The organism is Halioglobus sp. HI00S01 (genome assembly GCF_001635445.1).
GTDB classification, from domain to species: domain Bacteria; phylum Pseudomonadota; class Gammaproteobacteria; order Pseudomonadales; family Halieaceae; genus Halioglobus; species Halioglobus japonicus.
This window is the reverse complement of sequence record NZ_LWEE01000015.1, coordinates 328,366-348,994: the sequence shown is the minus strand read 5'-3', so window position 1 is coordinate 348,994 and position 20,629 is coordinate 328,366. Positions and strand designations below refer to the sequence as shown.

Genomic DNA, 20,629 nt, shown 5'->3' with positions numbered 1-20,629 from the left:
GATATAACAACACAATAGAGGATAAGTGGATGTCCATCTTCTCAGCACCGGCTTTCGATAGCCATGAACTGGTTACCTTTGGTAGAGACGAGGCCACCGGCCTGCGTGCGATTATTGCCGTTCACAGTACGACACTTGGTCCCGCCGTGGGGGGGTGCCGAATGTTCCCCTATGACAGTGAAGACGACGCCCTGCATGATGTGCTGCGTCTGTCGCGTGGCATGACTTATAAATCAGCTCTGGCGGGCCTGCCTTTTGGGGGCGGTAAATCGGTGATCATTGGCGATCCTCGCAAAGACAAAACCCCTGAACTCATCCGTGCGATGGGCGACTTTGTCCACTCCCAGGGTGGCCGCTATGTGGCTGCGGAAGATTCCGGAACAGGCGTTGCAGACATCCGCCTGATGGCCGAACGCACGCCCCATGTCAGTGGTATGGACGACAATGAATTTGGCGGTGATCCCTCGCCCAGCACGGCCTGGGGTGTATTTGTCAGTATCCGCGCAGCGGTAAGACACCGTTTGGGGCAGAGCGATACCCGGGGTGTACGCGTGGCGCTGCAGGGGCTTGGGCATGTGGGCTATTACCTCGCCAAATTCCTGGTCGCCGACGGTGCAGAAGTTGTTGCTGCCGATGTGAATCAGGCCAACATCGACCGCGCAGTGGCAGATCACGGCATCCACGTGGTTGACCCCGGCAGTATTCTTTCAGAGGAGGCGGATGTATTTGCGCCTTGCGCCATGGGCGCGGTACTGAATGTGCAGTCGATCGAGCAACTGCGCGCGGGAATTGTGGCCGGTGCGGCCAACAACCAGCTGGCGACTGAGCAGGACGGCGCTCGCCTGATGGATCGCGGCATACTTTACTGCCCGGATTTTCTGATCAACGCCGGCGGTATTATCGATGTGCATCATCAGCGTGTGGGCTCCACTGAAGCGAAAAAGCGTGAACACGTTAATCACATCGAACATACGCTTTCCCAGGTACTGACGCGTGCGGACGAAAGTCATCGCGAAACCAACCTTATTGCCGAGACATTGGCAGAAGATATTCTGCACTCTGCGCGCAGCAAGCCGCTGGCGGCCTGATCGGCCTCGAGGCTGTTACAAACCCCCTTTGGGATGGCATTATTGCCATCCCTTTTTTTTATCTGTCACTACAAGGAAATCACCATGCGTGCATTGATTGCCGCCGTCGCAGTATCGCTGGTTGGCCAAACCGCCGTGCTGGCAGCCAGCCCGAAGCCGCCGCCCCTGAATAACTGGCTGGACCAGGCTTACGAGCAGGAGCTGCAGGCCAGCCCCATGACCCTGACCGCCTACGGGAGCAAGGAAAAATACGACCAGGTAGACGACTGGAGCGTAGCCGCGCAGGAGCAGGAGACAGCGACGTTGGTGGATAGTGCTGCGCGGATGGCACAACTCTATGATTACGATGCACTGACGCCCCAGGAACAGGTGTCGTTCGACTTCTGGACGTTCCGCGCTGACAGCGATGCCGCCCAGCTGCCTTTTCTGCATCACGGATATGTCTTTGACCAGTTTCGGGCACTGCACACCTATCCGGTGCGTTTTCTGCTGAATTATCACCGCGTAGATTCCGACGCTGACATGGTGGCCTATATAGAGCGTGTTAAAGGCCTTGCTGGTGCTCTGGGTCAGGGACTGGTGAGGGCACAGAAGGCCGCATCCATGGGTATTCGTCCACCGCGTTTCGCGTATGAAACGGTTATTACCGAGTCTCGAGGCGTTATTTCAGGGAAGCCTTTCGCCGCTGAGGGTGAAGACTCTGTCGTCTGGGCAGATGGTCTTGCCAAAATTGCGGCCCTGCACGATGCTGGCACTATCGACGCCAGGCGTATGGAAGCGTTGACAGAAGCGCTCGCGCAGGCCCTGCGCGAAGATTTTCAGCCTGCCTATGAAGCACTCATCGCCTGGCATGAAGGTGATATCGAAAATACCTCTGCGAGCCCGAAAGGTGTGCACAGCCTGCCTAGTGGTGACGCCTACTACGCAGAGCGCCTGGCATTCTATACGCATTCCGATATGTCGGCGGAAGAAGTCCATCAACTGGGTCTCACTGAAGTGGCGCGCATTCAGGCAGAGATGGCGACAATTATGCGTGAGGTGGGGTTCAAGGGCAGTCTGCAGGATTTCTTTGCCTACGTCCGTGACGATGAGCGCTTCTATTACCCCGATACCGATGCGGGGCGTGCAGCCTATATTGCCGATGTGAAACGCCTGCTCCTGGAACTGGAGCCTAAGCTTCCGGAGTACTTTGGGATTCTGCCCACATCACCCTTGGAAGTGAGACGGGTAGAGCCCTATCGTGAGCAGGATGGCGCGGCCCAGTTTTACCAGGTGGGTACCGCCGATGGATCGCGGCCGGGTATTTACTATATCCATTTATCTGACATGACGGCCTACAACAAGACCGATCTGGAGACCACGGCATACCACGAGGGTAGCCCAGGGCACCACATGCAGTTGTCGATCGCCAAAGAGCTGACGGGCATTCCCCAGTTCCGCAACAATGTGGGTTACTCAGCCTATTGGGAAGGCTGGGCACTTTACTCGGAATACTTGGCGCTGGAAATGGGCGCGTTCCAGGACCCTTACAATAACTTCGGGCGGCTGGTAGCAGAGATCTGGCGCGCGATTCGGCTGGTGGTTGACACAGGCCTGCACGCGAAAGCGTGGAGTGAGGAGCAGGCTGTGGGCTACATGCTGAATAATTCGGCTATTCCTGAGAGCGCTGTTCGCTCCGAGATCCAGCGCTACCTGGTGGCGCCTGGGCAGGCGGCCTCATACAAAGCCGGGATGTTAAAAATTCAGGCGCTGAGAGCGGATGCCGAACGCCGCCTGGGTGACCAGTTCGATATTCGCGAGTTTCACGACACGGTGCTTGGCGGCGGTGCAGTCCCGTTGCCCGTGCTGGAGAAAATGGTGTCGATTTGGGTAGAGGGTAAGCGCGAAGAGCAGTAGCTACTCTTCGCGTTCCTTCATGCGGTTTGCGCCCGGCTTCCACCGGGCGAAAGCGCTGGCGATCAGCCATACCGCCAATGGCAGTGTGTACTTTATGGGTATGAGGGCCAGCAGTAACTCTTTTCTCTCTGGTGTGGCTGATGCATAGACTTGTAGGTCTGTGGCAATGACCACGACGATAAAACAAGTCAATGTAATCAGAAATGCATTGGAAAAGCGGTTCATTTGACAGCCCTCTTTGCATGGAGATCCAATGCTCTTAAGCTTGGACCCCCTGTGAAGCGATTACAAGTCGGAGGTTTCGCCTGGTTCTATTCTCGTTCTGCCTCCGCCACCTGAGCTTGTTGCGAGGATGTACCCGGTACCAACTATGGCTCCAGCAGCGACTCCAATGGCTAGGGCCGGGATGCCTCCAAAGACAAACAGAGCAACTCCACCAGCTCCAAAACCGGCGGCGGCACTTAAACCTACGCCGACGAATGCCTCTTAGCGATCACCTGCTCCTGAAACGAAACCCGCTTCGTCATTGCTAATCATGCGAATACTTTTGTCATGAATTCTACTAGCTTCATATTGTTGAACATTCATAATCAAGTTCCTTTTGCTTAAAGCTCAAATGATCCGTTCATTGCGGTTGACCGGATTCGATATGTTGGGGTTTTGGTGCGTCCCCATGGATCTACTGAAAAGAATCTGCTTGGAGGCGGTATGGTCTGGTGAGGCGAAAGTCCTCCACTGACCATCGCAGATTCTTCAGATGAGATTTTTCGAATCTTCATGTTTGGTTCTTCCATGATCCTGTCCTTTTAGTGATTTAGTATGCATCCATGCTTTCCAGTCTGGATCTACTCATTACTCGGTAATCATTTTTATCTCCTTGGGGTCTAATGTTTATAAGTTGTGGGGCAGTTGAGATGTACTATTCTGTCGGCGAAACTGACTGTAGATTCTCGGTGGGCGACGATTATTCGGGACATGGGTAATCTGGAAATGTTCGCTGAGAGGATTTTCTCGCATAAAGTGTCTAGATGACTTGTCGCTTCATCCATGAAGAGGACCTTTGGCTTCCGATAGAGTGCTCTGGCAATGCAGATGCGCTGTTTCTGACCGCCGCTAAGGCTGGTGCCCATGTCGCCGACCAGCGTGTTGTACTGCATGGGTAGCCTGGTAATGTCTTCGTGAACGCATGCGGATATTGCCGATTGAACGATGCGGTCCATGTCCGGCACATTGTCGAAGAAGCAGATGTTGTCGGCGATGCTGCCGCTCAGCAATTGATCGTCCTGCATGACGCAGGCGATTTGCGCCCGGTAGTTATCGTGACTGAAGATATCCCGGTTGTTCCACAGTACTCGCCCTGAAGTGGGGTGAATAAGGCCCGCAAGGCATTGCAGTAGTGTTGTTTTTCCGCATCCACTGGCCCCGGTAATCGCCACTGCCTCGCCGGGCTCGATAAGCAGGTTTATGTCTTCGAACACCGGTTCTGAGGTGCCGTTGTAGGTGAAGGAGAGCGATTCGATTTTGAGGCAATGGTCGAGGGTTTGTTGCTCAGCGGATGTGCTTATCAAGGGTGTCGGTCGCGGCTCTGCGGCGGTGAGTGCGATGTCGGCCAGACGATCCAGGTGGACATTGAGCATTCGCAGCGACATCCATTGCTCGATCAGGCTGCCTACTCCCTGCACGAAGCGTTGCGAATAAGCGATGAAGGCGTAGAGCATGCCTATCGTCATAAGATTCGCCATGACAAAACCGGCTGCGAGATAGACGAGTAGCATATGGCCCGCGCCGAAAAGTGCGGTATTGATTCCTGTGTGGAGAATACCCAGCTTCTGTACGCCAATATCGGCGGCGATTGTTTTGGTCAGGCGGTGCTGCCATTGCTGCACCCGTTCTGTTTCACATTGGTGCAGTTTCACTGGCGTTATTGCGCGCACCGACTCCATCAGAGAACTTTGCGCCACCGCGTCAGCCTGAATCGTCGCCTCGGTACGGCGGCGTATCGCCGGGAACAGTGCGATTCGGATGCCCAGGTATAGCAGGGTGACCAAGAGCATCAGCAGCGTCAGTGGGGGGCTGTAAATAAACATGGCTACCAGCGCAATTGTAGATAGCACGCCATCGACAACAATGGCGACCAAGCCCTCAGAGAGAAGTTGTCGTATTGCGCCCAATGAGCTGTATCGCGATACGATGTCCCCTAGGTGGCGCGAATGGAAGTAGCTAAGGGGCAGGCGCAGCAAGTGGTTGACCAGATTGGTAGCGAGCTGCAGGTTCAGTCTGCTGGATAGGTTCAGAACCAGCATGGCTCGTAGACTGCGGTTGATGACCTCGAACACGAGCAGAACTGCGAAGCCCAGAGCAAGTGCGCGCAGGAGGTCAATGTCCCGGCGTGGAATCGCTTCGTCGACTACAAACTGCAGATATAGCGGTGATGCCAGCAATACAATCTGCAGCATCAATGATAGCGTGATCACCGCGCCGAGGCTGCGTCCCAGACCGTGAACACCTGTCCATAGGTCAGAGAGCCTGAGTTTGTGGCGATCCTGCAGAGGCTTGAAATCGATTGCCGGGGACAGTTCCATGGCGATGCCACTTACCGAAGTGGACAGTTCGTCATAAGAGCACAGCACCTTGCCCCGGGCAGGGTCGTGAATAACTGCTTGAGTTCCTTTCATGCCCCGGAGTACTACGAAGTGATTCATGTTCCAGTGCAACAGGCATGGCGTCTCCAGTTCCTTGATCACGTCCAACTCGAAGCGCAGCGCGCGTGGCATGAGATTTATCTGCCGGGCAATGTCCATCAATGTCTTCAGAGTGGCCCCCTGAATCGATTGCGGAAAACGACAGCGCAGCGAGCGCAAATCGATATCATGGCCGAAATAGCGGCCCACCATGGCCAGGCAGGCGAGTCCGCATTCGGCTGCCTCAGCCTGATAAATCACCGGCAGCCCGCTCGAGAAGGCGTTAGAGCCGCGGTCTGTGGCGAGTGCGGTCATGTTCACAGCAAACGCCCCTTGAGTACATAGATCGGGGCAAGCAGCCATTCGAGCAAGGAACGCTCGCCAAGAATAATGATGGCATCCAGTGTCATGCCCGGAAGCAATGGAAGTCGATCCCCCTGGGCCTCCACTTCCTGATTGCGAAGGCTTACCGTTAACTGATACACCGGTTCAGCAAGGACTAGCGGATTGTTATCGATGTGGCTGGGAATCAGGGCCTGGCCGGAGAATTGCGTAATCTCGCCTTCGAATGAGCCAAATTTCTGGTGTGGAAACGCATGGTATTGCAGAGCAACGGACTGCCCTTTGCGTAGAAAGCCGGCGGCGCGAACCGGGACGAGTAACTTGGCTTCAAGGTGTTCGCTGGTGGTGATTCGCATCAGCGGGCCTGCTATCCCTGCGACCTTTGCGCCACGCCTTGCCTGGAGGTTGCTGACTGTGCCCTCCCGGGGCGCGGTAACGGTGAAGTGACCATCAGCTTCGAGTTGGGAGATCGATTGCAATACCTGGCTAATCTGAAAATCCAGCGCGGCGATGGATCCTTCGGTGTCATTAGGGAGTAGTTCGAGTTCGCTTTGCTGTATCGCTATGCGCGATGCCAGGGCCCGCTCACGCTGCCGAAGCGCGGCAAGTTCCCTGACGCCAGTCAGATGACGCAGGTCGGCATTGTCAGCGCTGTGCTGGGGCAGGTGCCCGGCTTGAGCAAGAGCGCGCGCATCTCGCCCTCTTGATTGCAGAATATCGACCTCTGCGCTCGCAGCGAGAATTTGTTCAGCGAGGTAATCAAGCTCCTGTTCGGACTGTGACAGGGAATTTCGAGCGCGCTGAGCCAAATGGGTGAATCGCGATAGCGTTAACTCACGACGATTGATTAGCGATGCATGTTGCTCCCAGAATTGGTCGAGAAGGCTCTCTTCCATCACTACGCCAGAAGTCATTGTGCGTGCGCGGCGTAGTGAGAGCAGAGGCTTTCCTGGGGCGACATGCTGCTCGTCGCGAACGTGAATCTCGGCAATAGTGGCGTCGGCGGGCGCGGTGATATCGATGGAACCCTGTACCGGCTGCAGCCATCCCTGCACGATCTCACGGCTGGCGTAGCGGCCATTCATCAGGAGTGTGATGGTCAGCAAAAACCAGCCGAGTAGAAGGGCTGTACACACCAAATGCGGTACGCGAGGCATGAGCAGAACCTCGCCGGAGAGCCGCTGGCGCTGGGCGTCCAGCGCTTGCTGTCGAAAAAGTTGCATCGCTCACACATCCTTGTGTTGCCTGCAGTCCGTGAGCATCAGGTTAGGTACACCGGGCCCGAATCGCAATTACGCTGAACTGCCAATTTAGGTCGATTCGGCTCGATTATCTATCTGGAGTGTTAAGTTCGAGCCACCGGATCGACTTTCGGTCGTTACCGAAATTGTGGAGACAACTGCGATCTGGTGCTATCCATAGACAACACCTATGGATGGGAGAGTGAGTCGAGCACCACCGGCCTTTTCTTGGAGGTAGAGATGCAAGACTATGGAGGGAGTTTGCTATACGCGGCCTGTATCGGACTGGGACTGTTGTTTGCCTACTAAGATGGGTCTGATTTAGATGGGCTTATAGTCGGCGCGATGGTTGGCGTTGGTCTGGTGGTCGCGCTCTTGTCAGTGCAGATATTGGTGCAGCTGAATAAGAACAGCGAGTGGGATGATTAGCAATGCCAAGAACCAAAGGCCAAAAACTCGCCATAGCCCTGCCGTTGATAGTGGTGCTGTGCTCAGCATGGATCGTTGCCGAAAACTGGCTCACCCGCGGCACCCTGAATACGTCTTATCTTATTATGGGGGCTATTGCCCTGGTCCTGCTCTGGATCAATATCCACGAAACCAGGGAATAGCCACTCAGACGTGGGTGGCTGTCTCACCCGGTTCCAATACCAGATACCTGCGCAGATAGTGAACGCCCAGGTAGAACGGCCCAGTGTCGATTAAGGCGACGGTCGCTTTGAAGATGTAGTTGCTCGCCACCAGTACCATCATCATTTTGAAGGTGAGTTCGTCGCGCAGGAAGGCGGCGCCGAAGGTCACAGTAATCACCATAACCGAATCCACCATCTGGCTCATCAGTGTGGAGAAGTTGTTGCGAACCCACAGATATTTGCCTTTGGTGACGCGCTTCCAGAAGTGGAACAGCTGCACGTCGCAGTACTGCGCTGCGATATAGGCGAGCATAGATGCAAACACCGCGCCGGAGGTGGTGGCATAGATCAACTGATATAGCCCCACGGTTTGCTCCACCGTATCTCCGTTGGGCAGGTGTACGGGTGCAGCCAGTTGCAGGATCTGCCAGGGCGGCATCTGGTCGGCGGGTACTGAAGGCAGCGCGTTGCCCAGCAGCAATACACCCAGAATCATGAAGTTCAGTCCCAGCCCTACTGTGACCAGGAAGTTGGCGCGCTTGCGTCCATACAGCTCGCAGATAAGGTCTGTGCAGAGGAACGTCAGGGGGTAGGGCAGCACACCTACCGCGAGTGCCATCGGGCCCAACTGTACAAATCGGGTAATGCCGATGATATTCAGCAGCGTCATGGCGCACAGGAATGTTCCTGCCAGCACCAGAAAAACGCGTTCGCGGCGTTCGTTAAGTTGCCCGCTGGTCAATTCGCTCATCAGGATTCTTTCTGGCCGAGGTTCGCGTGGAGCACTGCACCGTTGATCACGGGGTTAGCGTGCGCCCAGTTAAGTAGCGCGGCGATCTCCGTGGGATCAATTAGCCTGCCGAAGCTGTTCATGCTGCCGATAGCCTGCTCTGTTTCGGGATCGGTGCCAATGTGGGTCCTAAGCATCTCGGTGTCAGTAAAGCCGGGGCAGACCAGCGCGGTGTGTATACCGCGACCCATGAGGTCCTGGCAGGTGGCGCGCATCATGCCCAATTGAGCGTGTTTACTGATGACGTAACTAAAGGAGCCTGATACGGCTTTCTCGGAGAGTGTCGAGCCAACATATAACAGGCTGGACCCTTCTGGCATGATCGGTAGCAGCGCCTGGTTGAGGCTGTTGATAGCCACCACATTGGTGTCCAGTACGGCTGCCAGGCTGTCACTGGCACAGTCGTCGGCGGCGTCTTTGCGCATCTGGCTGGCGTTGTGAATGAGGGTTATGCACTCGGCTCCCGCGAGGGCGGAGGTCAGCTCATTGCAGGCCGCTTCGATGGAGGCGGTGTCAGCAAGGTCGCAACTGATATTGTTGACCCCGTCCAGCGGGCAGGCCCGGCGCGAGAGGTTGTATACCTGGTAGTCCTGTTCCAGAAACAGCCGCGCTGTTTCCCTGCCAATACCTACACTGGCACCAGTGATAATTGCTGCCTTCATAAATCCGCCGTTGTTTTGATTGCGTAAAAGAGTCGATGATTTTAACCGGAGCGTCAAGCGAGCCCGGTTGCGCTCTACATACGCACGCACCACAATGGACGGATGACCAGAACAACAACCCTGCATATCGACAAGGAGAGCCACAAGTTCTCTGCGGCCCATTACACGATCTTCTCCGCCACGGAGCGAGAGCGGCTGCACGGCCATAATTACTCCGTGTCGGCCCGAATTGTTGCCCCAATGGGCGACAATGGCTTTGCCGCTGACTACAACGTATACAAGCGCCGTATTGCCTCGCTCTGTGAAAAATTGGATGAGTACATGATTCTCGCCGCCGATTCGCCCTATCAGGAGATCGAGGAGCAGGGTGAAAGCTATCGGGTCCGATTCAACGGCGAGGAAATGAGCTTTCTGAAGTGTGATAGCCTGCTGCTACCCTTGCGCAATGCAACCGTCGAGGAATTTTCCCATTACCTCTTGCAACAGCTGCTCGCAGAGTGTGCAGACGATGGTCTGGTGGAACTCGAGGTGTGGGTCGCCTCCGGGCCGGGGCAGCGGGCCAGCGCCCTGTGGAGGCAATAGGCCGCGGATCTCCCTGTGCCGCACAGCTTTGCTAATCTGTTTGTGAACACCGAATACCTGTAACGCCCGCAAGGCGACAATAAGAAAGGAGTGGTGAAAATGAGCATGAGCAAGAAACTGGGCGCCGAGTTCATCGGTACCTTCTGGCTGGTTCTGGGGGGGTGTGGTAGTGCGGTGCTGGCCGCCGGTGCCCCTGAAGTCGGTATTGGCTGGCTGGGTGTCTCCCTGGCCTTTGGTCTTACGGTATTGACGATGGCCTTTGCCATCGGCCACATATCCGGTTGTCACCTGAATCCCGCTGTGTCGGTCGGCCTGTTGGTCGGCGGGCGCTTCCCCGCGAATGAATTGGTGCCTTATATCATCGCCCAGGTCCTCGGCGGCCTTGTCGCCGGTGGCGTGCTATACGTCATCGCCAGCGGCGTGGCTGGCTTCGAGACAGCAGGATTTGCCTCCAATGGCTATGGTGAGCATTCACCGGGTGGCTACAGCCTGACCGCCGCGCTGGTCTGTGAGGTGGTGATGACCTTCATGTTCCTGATTATTATTCTGGGTGCCACGGATGAGCGCGCTCCGGCGGGCCTGGCCCCGATTGCGATTGGTCTGGGCCTGACGCTCATTCACCTGATCAGCATTCCGGTCACCAATACCTCGGTGAATCCTGCGCGCTCTACCGGCGTTGCCCTGTATGAAGGCGGCTGGGCGATCAGCCAGTTGTGGCTGTTCTGGATAGCCCCGATTGTCGGTGCTGCGCTGGCCGGTATTGTCTACAAGTGGCTGGGCAACGAAGACTGAAGGAACAGGCAGGTTGGCCAGCGCCACCGACGCGAGGCTGAAGGTTTATCAGGCGACAGCACTGTTCAGCGTGCTGTTTGCTCTGGTGGGTTTCTCCTACAACGTCTGGCGGCTGGAGGTTACCGAGCACAACAATAATGTGCGTGAGGCCTCCTTCGAGTTACTGCTGCAACTGGCCGAACTGGAACAAGTGGTTTATGCCGCTCACTACGATCGTGATCTGAACCGGGGCAGCCCCCGGGACGGTTGGGTCAAGGTAGGGTTGATTAACGATCTGAGCGGCAGCTGCAGCGAGGCCGTGGTGGCCTCTGCCGCAGCGCTTAAATCGGTGTGGAGCGCGAACTGGGCTGAGGTGGCCGAGGAGCGCACCGCGGCCGATGCGGTTGTCGCCGCCATCGATGGGGTGCGAGCCGAGGTGAGGGCGGTGCTGGCGGATTTAAACTAAGCCAGCAGGCGCTTCCTCAGGCCGCAATGCCGCTGTGCCTCAGCAGTGGTTCAATGCTCGGTTCGCGGCCGCGGAAGGCAATAAACGCCGCCATGGGTTCCTTGGAACCGCCGACCTCCAGCACCTCTTGCAAAAAAGACAAGCCGGTGTCGGCATTGAAAATACCTTCTTCCTCAAACCGTGAGAACGCGTCTGCGGAGAGCACTTCGGCCCACTTGTAGCTGTAGTAGCCCGCGGCATAACCGCCGGCGAAAATGTGCGAGAAGCTGTTCTGAAAGCGATTGAACCCGGGGATCGGCATCACGGCGACTTCGCTGCGTACAGCGTCGAGTATCTTTTGTACGTCAGTGCTATCGCCGCCTTTCCAGGTCATGTGCAACAGGAAATCAAACAGAGCAAACTCGAGCTGGCGAACCATCATCATGGCGCTTTGGAAGTTCTTTGCTGCCAGCATTTTGTCGAGCAAGGCCTGCGGTAGCGGCTCGCCGGTTTCATGGTGGCCGGAAATAAATGCCAGCGCCCCGGGCTCCCAGCACCAGTTCTCTAGAAATTGCGACGGTAGTTCCACCGCGTCCCAGGGCACGCCGTGAACGCCGCTGACGGCCGCCACAGTCTGCTGGGTCAGCATGTGGTGCACGCCGTGACCGAATTCGTGGAACAGGGTGGTCAGCTCATTGTGGGTAAGCAGCGCCGGCGCATCCCCCACCGGCGGCGTGAAGTTGCAAACCAGGAAGGCCACGGGAAGCTGGATGCTGTCGCCCGCCATTCGGCGGGGGCTGAAGCCGTCCATCCATGCGCCACCGCGCTTGTGGGCGCGGGCATACAAATCCAGATAGAAACGGGCGATCACCTCGTCGTCGCGCATTATTTCGTAGAGCTGTACGTCGGGGTGGTAGCTGTCGAAGTCGGCGACCTCGCGAATAGTGACGCCCCACAGACGCTTTGCCACTTCGAATAATCCGGGCAGTACTCGATTCACGGGTAGGTAGGGGCGAATGTCTTCCTGGGAGACTTCGTAGCGCGCCTGTTTGAGCTTCTCACTGTAGTAGCCCACGTCCCAGGCATTCAGGGTGGCCACGCCGTGCTCTTCACGGGCATAGGCCTCCAGCTCATTGAACTCAGCCTGTGCCTGGGGCCGGGATTTAGCCGCCAGCTCACGCAGGAAGGCCACGACCTGGTCGGGGTCATCAGCCATTTTGGTGGCCAGTGACAGCGCGGCGTAGCTATCGAAATCGAGGATCTCGGCAAGTTCCCGGCGCAGGTCGAGAATTTCCACCATGGTGGTGGCGTTGTCGAACTGGCCGGCGTGGGGGCCCAGTTCCGATGCACGTGTGGCGTTCGCCTCGTAAACTTCGCGGCGGAGCTCGGCATTGTCGCAGAACGTCAGTACCGGAAAGTATGAAGGGAACTCCAGGGTGATCAGATAGCCATCGAGGCCTTTTTGCTCGGCGGCCTGCCGAGCTACCGCCAGGGCGCTGTCGGGCAAACCTGCCAGCTCTTCCTCAGTGGCCTGGCGCGACCAGGCATTGGTCGCGTCGAGCACGTTCTCGCCAAACTTGGCCCCCAGCTCAGACAGTCGCGCCTTGAGCTCGCCGTAGCGCTGTTTCCGATCCTCTGGCAGCGCGACCCCTGCCAGTTTGAAGTCGCGCAGGGCGTGGTCCAGCGCTGTTCTTGCACCGGCATCCAGCGCGGCGTAGTCGTGGCTGTCGGCGATGCTCTGGTACGCCTGATAAAGGGATTGGTGTTGGCCGCTCCAGGTGCTGTAAGCGGAGAGTAGCGGCAGACAGGCGTTATAGGCATCGCGCAATTCGTCAGAGTTGCGCACGTGGTTCAGGTGCGACACGGGTGACCAGGCGCTGGCGAGCTCCTCATCCATGGCCTCGATAGCGCCCGGGAGATCGTCCCAGCTGAATGTGTCGCTGTTGGTGAGCAGGGTATCGATGTCGCGTTTGTTGCGCTCAATCAGGCCTTCAATCCTGGCCTTGATCTGGTCTACGTCAATCGTGGAGAAAGTGGGCAGCTTGTTGGCGGCCGTTGCTGGATACGTCATGGCGGGTTGTCCAATAGGCGGTGGTATCTGTTTACTGTGGGGGGTGTCCCGACCTTTTACAAGGGCAGCGCCCAGCTGGCCAGAGGGTGATAGCTGACGCCCTGACGTCCCTGGCGGGATTCGTAAAGGCTGAAGTGATCGCAGGTCATTGGCAGTGCTGGCGGCTGCGCCGGTGCGGAGGGTGGTGTATCGCAGCTGCGATAGAGGGTGACATGGGGCTGGTAGTTGTTCCGTTCGCGCCGGCCTCCCTCACTGACGCCAATGCGATTGAGTCGCTTGGCGAGGGCAGGGAGGTGGTCGGGCCAGCGGCTGGGCCCCAGCCAGCAGATGCGCGGCTTTGACCAGTAGCCGATGTTGTCCAGGGTGAGGGTGAGCCCTGCCGGATTCAACTGGTCAACACAGCTGTCAACCGCATCACACAGTCGCTCCAGGCGTCGCTGGTCCAGCTCACCCAGGAAAGCGAGGGTAATATGAAAATTCGCCGCCGGCACCGCGCGTCCATCCACGGGCAGGCTGCGGTCACGCCAATCGGCTATGGCCCGGGCTTCCCCGGGAAGCGGTTCCAGCCCGAAGAACAGCCGCATTAATCGTCGCTTTTCTTTTTCTTCATCAGGGGCGCAAAACCATCGTTGCTTAGCTGCTTGTTGCCGGGCTTGCCCTTGGCTTTCTGGTTGCGTGCGCGCGATTTCGCCTTGGCGGCCGGTTTCTTGGTTCTCTTTTTGCTACCGCTGGCCTTGCCGGACGACTTGGTCTTCTTGGGGCCCGAGTACTTGGCCTTCAGTCCAGGCAGGGCGCGTTTTTCGAATTCAGTCTTTAGGTAGCGCTGAATGCTGATCATCAGGTTCCATTCGTTGGCGGCCACCAGCGACACCGCGAGGCCATCGGCACCGGCGCGGCCGGTCCTGCCGGTGCGGTGCAGGTAGTCATCGCCGGACCGGGGCAGGTCGTAGTTCACCACCAGGTCGATGTCCTTTACGTCGAGACCGCGGGCGGCAACGTCCGAAGCGCTGATAATGTCAATTTTGCTGTCGCGATACTGCGTCAGAACATGCTTGCGCTCCTCGGTGCTGAGATCGCCGTGGAGCGAGCCACAGCGCAGGTCGTTGTGGCTCAGCAGGCCCGCGAGGCGCTCTGCTGTCACCCTCTTGTTGGCGAAGACCAGCGCGCGGGTAAAGCCACCTTTCTGCATCAAGGCCACCAGCAGTTTGTCCTTGTGCTCCTGGCTGTCTGCCAGAATGCGCTGGTGGTGAATACTGCTGTGGGGCGCCCGGATTTCGTTAATTGCGATGGTTTGCGGCTTGTTGAGCAGTTCGCGGGTGACTACCGCGAGGCCCTTGTGTTTGAGGGTGGCCGATAACAGGATGACCTGGCGCTTGTCGCCGCAGTACTTGGCGACATCCAGTACTTCCTCGCGAAAGCCCATGTCGAGCATGCGGTCGGCCTCATCCAGAATCAGGGTCTGCAGCGACGCGAGATCGGCACTGCCCTTTTCGCAGTGCTCCAGAAGCCGGCCCGGTGTCGCAATAATGACTTCCGGGTTTTTGCGCAGCAGGGCTTTCTGGTACTTGAAATCGGCGCCGCCGGTAATCGCCTGTGCCGACAGTTGGGTCTTGGTCATCAGGTCGCGGCAATTTTTGAGCACCTGGCGCGCCAGTTCCCGGGTGGGTACCAGAATCACCGCCAGGGCGCCGGCATTGCGATCGGGCTTACTGGTGAGAATGCGCTGCAGTGCTGGCAGCAGGTAGGCGAGGGTTTTGCCGCTGCCTGTTTCCGCGGTCACCCGCAGATCGCCACCTTCCAGGGCAGTGGGCACCACGGCCTGTTGCACCTCGGTGGCCTCGTCGAATCCCAGTTCAGCCATGCTCAGGCGCAGGCCGCGATCCAGTTCTAGTTGTTCCAGCACGGGCGCTGTCTCCCACAAATCATCATCTGCTATTATCGGCGACTATCTAGGGGAATAACAGCACAGCTATGACACTGTCGGGAAGAATACTGGTTGGCCTGCTGGCAGGAGTTGCCACAGGCCTGTTCTTTGGAGAGATGGTGGCGTGGTTCAAGGTTGTTGGCGATGTATTTGTCCAGCTGCTGCAGATTACCGTTCTGCCCTATATCGTGGCTTCGCTGATCGCCGGTATTGGCCATATGAGTATGGCTCACGCGCGCAACCTGGCCTGGCGCGGTGCAGTGGTGCTGTTGTTTATCTGGGCAATGGCCCTGGCCCTCATTTTCTGTGCAGCGCTGGCCTTCCCAGATGTCGATACAGCCTCCTTCTTTGGCAGTTCCACGCCCATGGTGGTGGAGGAGGCCAATCTGTTGGAACTCTATCTGCCGGCCAATATTTTCTACTCCCTGTCGAACAATCTGGTCCCCGCGGTGGTGTTGTTCAGTATACTGGTTGGGGTGGCGTTGATCACCATCGACGAGAAAGAAGGCATTCTCAAGGTATTCGATGCGGTCGCCGCTGCCATGGCCCGTATCAACCAGCTGATGGTGCAGCTTACGCCGCTGGGTATCTTTGCTATTGCCGCGGCTGCGGCCGGCACCATGACGATCGATGAAGTGGGGCGTGTACAGGTGTACCTGGTCACGTATATCGCCCTGGCATTGCTCATTACCTTCTGGATATTCCCCGGTCTGATCGCCGCCATGAGTGGCATACCCTTTAAGGAAGTCTTCAATACCTTCCGCGACCCTCTGGTGACAGCATTTGCCACAGGCAATCAGTTTGTGGTGCTGCCACAGATCGCCGAGAACTGTAAAGAGCTGCTCAAGCGCCATGGCGAGGACAGTGAGGAGTCCCATTCCGCGGTGGATATTCTGGTGCCGGTGTCGTTCAACTTTCCGTCGCTGGGCAAGTTGCTGGTGTTGCTGTTTGTGTTGTTCTCAGCCTGGTTTACCGACACTGCTCTGGATATGGGCGACCGGGCTTCGCTGGCATTTGGCGGGTTGCTGAGCCTGTTCGGCAGTATTAACGTGGCTGTGCCCTACATGCTCAATTCACTGCAGATTCCGGCGGATATGTTCCAGTTGTTCCTGGTCACGGGCATTGTCGCGGGTAGGTTCGGAGCGATGCTGGCGGCGCTGCATATTATTGTCATCTCCGTCATCGGCAGCCTGGCCCTGGTTGGCAGGTTGCGGGTCTCGATGCGCTCTATGGTGCGCTATCTGGGGCTCTCTGTTGCGGCTATGGTGCTGATGATTGGCGGCCTGCGCCTGTACTTTGCGCATTTCGTGCCGCCGCCACCGCCGCGCGATGAGGTGCTGGCCAATGTTTCGCTGGCGAACGAGTGGCTGCCGTTCACCGTGCATACCGAGCTGCCCGAGCCTGACTTTACCCGCCTCGAGGGAACGCGCCTGGATCATATTTTTGACACGGGTGTGCTGCGGGTGGGCTATCGCCCGGAAAATCTGCCCTGTAGCTTTATCACCCCGGACGGTGAACTGGTGGGCTTTGATGTCGAGATGGCCCAGTACCTCGCCATCGACCTCGGGGTCGCCCTCGAGTTCGTGCCGTTCTCGTTTGAAGAGCTCAAGCCCATGCTCGATTCGGGCCAGATTGATGTGGCTATGTCATGCATTGCCAGTCTGCCGGATCGCTTTGCCATGGCCAGCTTTACCCGGGCCTACCTGGAGCTGCGGCTGGGCTTTGTCACCCTGGATCACCAGCGCCAGATGTTTGAAGATCTGTACACCCTGCGCGCTCAGGGGCCCTTGCGGGTGGCGTTGATTCAGACCCACTATCACGAAGAGCGGCTCAAGCACCTGATTCCGGAAGCCGATATTGTCAGGCTGGAATCGGCCGAGGAGTTTTTCATCGATACCAGTCATGGGGCGGATGCCCTGGTGCTCTCTGTGGAAGAGGGTTCTGCCTATGCTTACCGCTACCCCCAATACACGGTAATCGAGCCACCCGTGCAAATTGGCTATCCCGCTGCCTATGCGGTACCCAAGGGCGATATCGAGACCATGGAGTTTCTCAATAACTGGATTGAGCTCAAGCGCATGGAAGGCACCATCGACGCCATGTACAACTACTGGATGCTGGGTGGCGCTGCTCAATCCCGTGAGCCGCGCTGGTCGATTATTCGCAACGTTCTGGGTTGGGTTGACTAAGCCTGCTGTCGGCGTGCCAATTCCTGGAATTGGCACTACACTTCTTCGAGCAATCTGACTTCAACTAGGGACGTTTTCATGCTTTCTCGTATTCTGTGTTTGTTGTTCGCTTTTGGATTGGCGCAGGCCGCGCATACTGCCGACTATGACATCAAGACAGATTCCCGTGTGGTGGCGTTTGGCGATGTCCATGGCGCCTACGACGACTGGATACAACTGCTACAGGAAGTAGGCGTCATCGACGCACAGCTGAACTGGACGGGCGGCAATACGCACCTGGTATCCGTGGGCGACCTGATTGATCGCGGCCCGGGTTCGCGTGAGGTCGTGGAACTGATGATCAAGCTGGAATCACAGGCCAGGCAGGCCGGTGGTGCTGTCCACATGGTACTCGGTAACCACGAAGTCATGGTGCTCACCGGCAAGCTCAACTACGTCTCGGCGGCGGAGTTTGCAGCCTTCGCCGAGGACGAGACAGCGGCAGAGCGCGACGCGCTCTTTAGCCAGTACCAGCAATTCAACCCCCAGGCCGATCGCGCCAGTTTCGACGAGGCGATGCCACCGGGGTACATCGGTCTGCGCAAAGCCTATGCCACAGATGGCAAGCTCGGGGCGTGGTTGTCTCGTCAGCCGTTTGCCGTGAAAGTGAATGACAAGCTGTATATGCATGGCGGTGTTGCGTCAAATATCACCGACATGGACCTCAAGGAATTGAACTTCAAGTTACAGGGTGAACTGCAGGGCTATCTGGCGGCCATAGATGCGCTGCGCAAGGCCGGGCAATTGCCGCTGTTTGTCAGTCGCGACGACAGCCTGACGTTTATCAACACCCAGGTAGAGGCGTATTCCGCCGCCAACCCGCGCTCCCGGCCCAAATGGTTTGAAGATGTGCGAGTCGCATTCGCCGCCCAGGAGTACCTGGTGTTTGATCCCTTTAATGCGCCTACCTGGTATCGCGGCACCAGTCGTTGCCACCCTCTGTCGGAGTCGTACAATGTCGAGAAATTTCTCAAGAAAGTCGGCGCCCGGCAGGTGGTTGTCGGCCACGATCCCAATCCCGGAACGGCGATCTCGCGGATGGATGGCCTGGTGATCAGGCTCGATACGGGTATGTACCGGCCGGTTTACCGCGGGCTGGCATCTGCCTTCATTTCCAATGATGGCCCCGATTACGTGCATTACCTCGGGGCGTCGGAACGCGCCGAAGTCGCCGAGGAGAACACCAGCCTTTCGCAGCGCCTGTCGGCGATGAGTGATGCCCAGGTGGAAGATTTTATGCGCACCGCCCCGGTCACCAATGTTGAGGAGATTGGTACCGGCGTCACCAACCCCTGGCGTGTGACCCAGGTGCGCGATGGCGTTACCAACGATGCGGTGTTCAAGTACGAGGACACACACCCGGGCATGGAGAACGCGAAGAAATTTATCAGCCGGCGCTATAACGACAGCGATCGCTACCAGTACGATGTGGCTGCCTACAAGCTGGATCGGATGTTGGGCATGGAAATGGTGCCGGCGTCTGTGATCACCGAGGTAGAGGGCAAGGAGGGTGCTTCCTCTGATTGGGTAACAGGTTCAATCAACGAGCGCGACCGTCTCGAACTCGACATGCCTTTTGACAGCTTTTGTAAGCAGTGGGAACAGTACCGGATGCGGTTTGTGTTCGACATCCTTACCCATAATACCGATCGCAACCTCACCAATATTCTCTGGGACAAGCGGTCGTTCATGCTGCGATTCATCGATCATAGCCTGGCCTTCCGCACTTCCGATCGTCGCCCCAAGCAATACGCCAAAGTGGATCTGGAAGTCTCTGACCTGCTTGCCGGACGCCTGCAAAGCCTGAACATGGACAACCTGACCCAGGAGTTGCGTCCCTATCTGCACCCGCGTCAGATTGAAGCCATTCTCAAGCGGCGCGACCGCATCCTCAAGGAAGCTGAGCGCACCGGCGACTAAGGGCCCCTTGCTGTGACGACCTCGTCTCCCGCCGGCGGTGGCTGGCTGCGCCAGACGCTGCTGCTCGGTGTGGAACTGCGCCCGGGCGAACTGCGCGGTGTGCTGGCCATGTTTGCCACGCTGTTTCTCATTCTCTTCACCGCGTATCTCCTCAAGCCTGCGCGGGAGATGCTGATCCTCACCGAGGGCACGGCGGAGATTCGCAGCTATGCGGTGGCGCTACAGGCGCTATTGCTGCTGGTGTTTATTCCCATCTATGGCAAGTTTTCCCGCCAGTTCGACAGCTACCGCTATATGCGCATTGTCAGTGTCGTGTGCGTGGCTACCCTGCTTGCATTCGCCGCGGCGGGACAGGCCGGCATGGCGATATCGGTGCCTTACTTTGTGTGGCTGGGCGCCTATAGCGTGCTCATCATCGCCCAGTTCTGGGCATTTGCCTCTGAGCTCTACAGCCGCGAGGCAGGGGAGCGGCTGTTCGTTATTGTCGCACTGGGGGCTTCGCTGGGAGCCTGGGTGGGGTCGGCCTTGTCGCGCGAACTGGTTAACTACATGAGCGCCTATGGCCTGATGATTGCGGGCGCGGTCACCCTGGCCGTTGCCGCACTGCCAGCGCGGTGGGCGACGCTCTCGGTGCCCAGTGAATCGCGTGCCACTGAAGCTACTGAACAGACCAGCCATCCTTCCATCTTCGCCGGCTTCCAGTTGGTGTTGAGTCGCCGCTATCTGCTGTTAATGGCGGCGTTTGTCATCATGCTTAATCTGGTGAACACCACAGGCGAATATCTGCTGTCTGCCATTCTTGAGCAGATGTACGCCGAAGGCAGTGCCAATGGCAGCATTGCCGTCGACAAGGGGACGTACGTTGGTCGTTTCTACGGCGGGTTTTATTTCACGGTGAATTTGCTCGGCGTTCTCATCCAGTATTTTGCGGTGTCCCGGCTGATCAGAATGGGTGGCTTAGCTGTGGCCTTTCTGTTGACGCCCTGTATTGTTTTTCTCGGCTACGCCTCGTTGGCGTTGTTGCCGATACTGGGCTGGTTCCGCTATTTCAAGGTGGCCGAGAATAGCCTGGACTATTCCCTGCAGAATACCGCGAGACAAATGCTTTACCTGCCGCTGTCCCGTCAGGAAAAGTACGAGGCGCGCGCGGTAATCGACCCCTTCGGTCAGCGCCTCGGCGATATGCTGCAGGCTGGAATCATTTTTGCTGGGCTGCACTGGTTGGGCTGGCAGTCTACCGACTTTATCCCCGCTGCAGCGCTGATGGCGGCCACGGGATTGGTGCTGGCCTTATTGATTGTGCGCGAGCGCGCGCGGATACTGGCGGCCCAGAAAAACGAACAGCAGCAGGAATAA

At 57.5% G+C, this 20,629-nt stretch carries 17 protein-coding genes; 9 read left to right on the top strand and 8 right to left on the bottom strand.

All coding sequences use genetic code 11. The features are described from left to right. The first annotated feature begins 29 nt into the window (after nt 1-29). On the top strand, nt 30-1,088 hold the full coding sequence (locus tag A3709_RS04670) for a Glu/Leu/Phe/Val dehydrogenase (RefSeq protein ID WP_066050761.1): 1,059 nt from the start codon (nt 30-32) through the stop codon (nt 1,086-1,088). A gap of 84 nt (nt 1,089-1,172) precedes the next feature. Further along, nucleotides 1,173-2,984, top strand: coding sequence for a DUF885 family protein (locus A3709_RS04665; protein ID WP_066050758.1), 1,812 nt, complete (start codon nt 1,173-1,175; stop codon nt 2,982-2,984). On the opposite strand, the gene A3709_RS04660 is transcribed toward A3709_RS04665, so the two are convergent. From A3709_RS04660 to A3709_RS04650, 3 genes are all read right to left on the bottom strand, one after another. Further along, the gene (locus A3709_RS04660) at nt 2,985-3,209 is read right to left on the bottom strand and encodes a hypothetical protein (protein WP_066050755.1); all 225 of its coding nucleotides are present in this window, start codon (nt 3,207-3,209) and stop codon (nt 2,985-2,987) included. 659 nt (nt 3,210-3,868) lie between these two features. Beyond that, entirely contained in the window at nt 3,869-5,980 is a 2,112-nt protein-coding gene (locus tag A3709_RS04655; RefSeq protein WP_066050751.1) for a peptidase domain-containing ABC transporter, read from the bottom strand. 2 nt (nt 5,981-5,982) lie between these two features. Then, complete coding sequence (locus A3709_RS04650) at nt 5,983-7,230, bottom strand: HlyD family secretion protein (protein WP_066050748.1); 1,248 nt, start codon at nt 7,228-7,230, stop codon at nt 5,983-5,985. A gap of 449 nt (nt 7,231-7,679) precedes the next feature. On the opposite strand from A3709_RS04650, the gene A3709_RS04645 reads away from it, so the two are divergent. Beyond that, nucleotides 7,680-7,859: a hypothetical protein gene (locus A3709_RS04645; RefSeq protein WP_066050745.1), complete on the top strand. Its 180-nt coding sequence runs from the start codon at nt 7,680-7,682 to the stop codon at nt 7,857-7,859. Between the two features lie 4 nt (nt 7,860-7,863). Here A3709_RS04645 and A3709_RS04640 read toward each other — a convergent pair whose 3' ends face one another. After that, nucleotides 7,864-8,631 carry a queuosine precursor transporter gene (locus tag A3709_RS04640; RefSeq protein WP_066050740.1) on the bottom strand — a complete coding sequence of 256 codons (768 nt, stop codon included), beginning with the start codon at nt 8,629-8,631 and terminating at the stop codon, nt 7,864-7,866. Then, on the bottom strand, nt 8,631-9,332 hold the full coding sequence (locus A3709_RS04635; protein WP_066050736.1) for an SDR family NAD(P)-dependent oxidoreductase: 702 nt from the start codon (nt 9,330-9,332) through the stop codon (nt 8,631-8,633). The genes A3709_RS04640 and A3709_RS04635 overlap by 1 nt, the downstream gene beginning before the upstream one ends. Nucleotides 9,333-9,434: 102 nt before the next feature. Here A3709_RS04635 and A3709_RS04630 point away from each other — a divergent pair, with 102 nt between their 5' ends. From A3709_RS04630 to A3709_RS04620, 3 genes are all read left to right on the top strand, one after another. Beyond that, on the top strand, nt 9,435-9,914 hold the full coding sequence (locus tag A3709_RS04630) for a 6-carboxytetrahydropterin synthase (protein WP_066050734.1): 480 nt from the start codon (nt 9,435-9,437) through the stop codon (nt 9,912-9,914). 105 nt (nt 9,915-10,019) lie between these two features. Next, the gene (aqpZ, locus tag A3709_RS04625; RefSeq protein WP_197484065.1) at nt 10,020-10,706 is read left to right on the top strand and encodes an aquaporin Z; all 687 of its coding nucleotides are present in this window, start codon (nt 10,020-10,022) and stop codon (nt 10,704-10,706) included. 13 nt (nt 10,707-10,719) lie between these two features. Continuing rightward, on the top strand, nt 10,720-11,151 hold the full coding sequence (locus tag A3709_RS04620) for a hypothetical protein (protein ID WP_066050729.1): 432 nt from the start codon (nt 10,720-10,722) through the stop codon (nt 11,149-11,151). Between the two features lie 16 nt (nt 11,152-11,167). Here the strand turns inward: A3709_RS04620 and prlC are convergent, their stop codons facing one another. The 3 genes from prlC to A3709_RS04605 are packed head-to-tail and all read right to left on the bottom strand — an operon-like array spanning nt 11,168 to nt 15,104. After that, nucleotides 11,168-13,201, bottom strand: a complete 2,034-nt coding sequence (gene prlC, locus A3709_RS04615; protein WP_066050726.1) for an oligopeptidase A — start codon at nt 13,199-13,201, stop codon at nt 11,168-11,170. Between the two features lie 56 nt (nt 13,202-13,257). Then, complete coding sequence (gene thpR / locus A3709_RS04610; RefSeq protein WP_066050723.1) at nt 13,258-13,785, bottom strand: RNA 2',3'-cyclic phosphodiesterase; 528 nt, start codon at nt 13,783-13,785, stop codon at nt 13,258-13,260. After that, nucleotides 13,785-15,104, bottom strand: a complete 1,320-nt coding sequence (locus A3709_RS04605; protein ID WP_197484064.1) for a DEAD/DEAH box helicase — start codon at nt 15,102-15,104, stop codon at nt 13,785-13,787. The genes thpR and A3709_RS04605 overlap by 1 nt, the downstream gene beginning before the upstream one ends. 68 nt (nt 15,105-15,172) lie before the next feature. Between A3709_RS04605 and A3709_RS04600 the strand changes: the two genes are divergently transcribed. The 3 genes from A3709_RS04600 (at nt 15,173) to A3709_RS04590 (ending at nt 20,629) form a co-directional block, all read left to right on the top strand. Then, nucleotides 15,173-17,314 carry a cation:dicarboxylate symporter family transporter gene (locus A3709_RS04600; protein ID WP_066050720.1) on the top strand — a complete coding sequence of 714 codons (2,142 nt, stop codon included), beginning with the start codon at nt 15,173-15,175 and terminating at the stop codon, nt 17,312-17,314. A 78-nt stretch (nt 17,315-17,392) separates the two neighbouring features. Next, nucleotides 17,393-19,273, top strand: a complete 1,881-nt coding sequence (locus tag A3709_RS04595) for a metallophosphoesterase (protein ID WP_066050716.1) — start codon at nt 17,393-17,395, stop codon at nt 19,271-19,273. A gap of 12 nt (nt 19,274-19,285) precedes the next feature. Next, on the top strand, nt 19,286-20,629 hold the full coding sequence (locus A3709_RS04590) for an NTP/NDP exchange transporter (RefSeq protein WP_066050710.1): 1,344 nt from the start codon (nt 19,286-19,288) through the stop codon (nt 20,627-20,629).

Bases quoted from the DNA above. Each gene is read 5' to 3' on its own strand.
- A3709_RS04650 (WP_066050748.1), bottom strand. From the start codon at position 7,230: ATGCAACTTTTTCGACAGCAAGCGCTGGACGCCCAGCGCCAGCGGCTC.
- A3709_RS04645 (WP_066050745.1), top strand. From the start codon at position 7,680: ATGCCAAGAACCAAAGGCCAAAAACTCGCCATAGCCCTGCCGTTGATA.
- A3709_RS04595 (WP_066050716.1), top strand. From the start codon at position 17,393: ATGCTTTCTCGTATTCTGTGTTTGTTGTTCGCTTTTGGATTGGCGCAG.
- A3709_RS04670 (WP_066050761.1), top strand. From the start codon at position 30: ATGTCCATCTTCTCAGCACCGGCTTTCGATAGCCATGAACTGGTTACC.
- A3709_RS04640 (WP_066050740.1), bottom strand. From the start codon at position 8,631: ATGAGCGAATTGACCAGCGGGCAACTTAACGAACGCCGCGAACGCGTT.
- A3709_RS04655 (WP_066050751.1), bottom strand. From the start codon at position 5,980: ATGACCGCACTCGCCACAGACCGCGGCTCTAACGCCTTCTCGAGCGGG.
- aqpZ (WP_197484065.1), top strand. From the start codon at position 10,020: ATGAGCAAGAAACTGGGCGCCGAGTTCATCGGTACCTTCTGGCTGGTT.
- thpR (WP_066050723.1), bottom strand. From the start codon at position 13,785: ATGCGGCTGTTCTTCGGGCTGGAACCGCTTCCCGGGGAAGCCCGGGCC.
- A3709_RS04635 (WP_066050736.1), bottom strand. From the start codon at position 9,332: ATGAAGGCAGCAATTATCACTGGTGCCAGTGTAGGTATTGGCAGGGAA.
- A3709_RS04665 (WP_066050758.1), top strand. From the start codon at position 1,173: ATGCGTGCATTGATTGCCGCCGTCGCAGTATCGCTGGTTGGCCAAACC.
- A3709_RS04600 (WP_066050720.1), top strand. From the start codon at position 15,173: ATGACACTGTCGGGAAGAATACTGGTTGGCCTGCTGGCAGGAGTTGCC.
- A3709_RS04660 (WP_066050755.1), bottom strand. From the start codon at position 3,209: ATGAACCGCTTTTCCAATGCATTTCTGATTACATTGACTTGTTTTATC.
- A3709_RS04630 (WP_066050734.1), top strand. From the start codon at position 9,435: ATGACCAGAACAACAACCCTGCATATCGACAAGGAGAGCCACAAGTTC.
- prlC (WP_066050726.1), bottom strand. From the start codon at position 13,201: ATGACGTATCCAGCAACGGCCGCCAACAAGCTGCCCACTTTCTCCACG.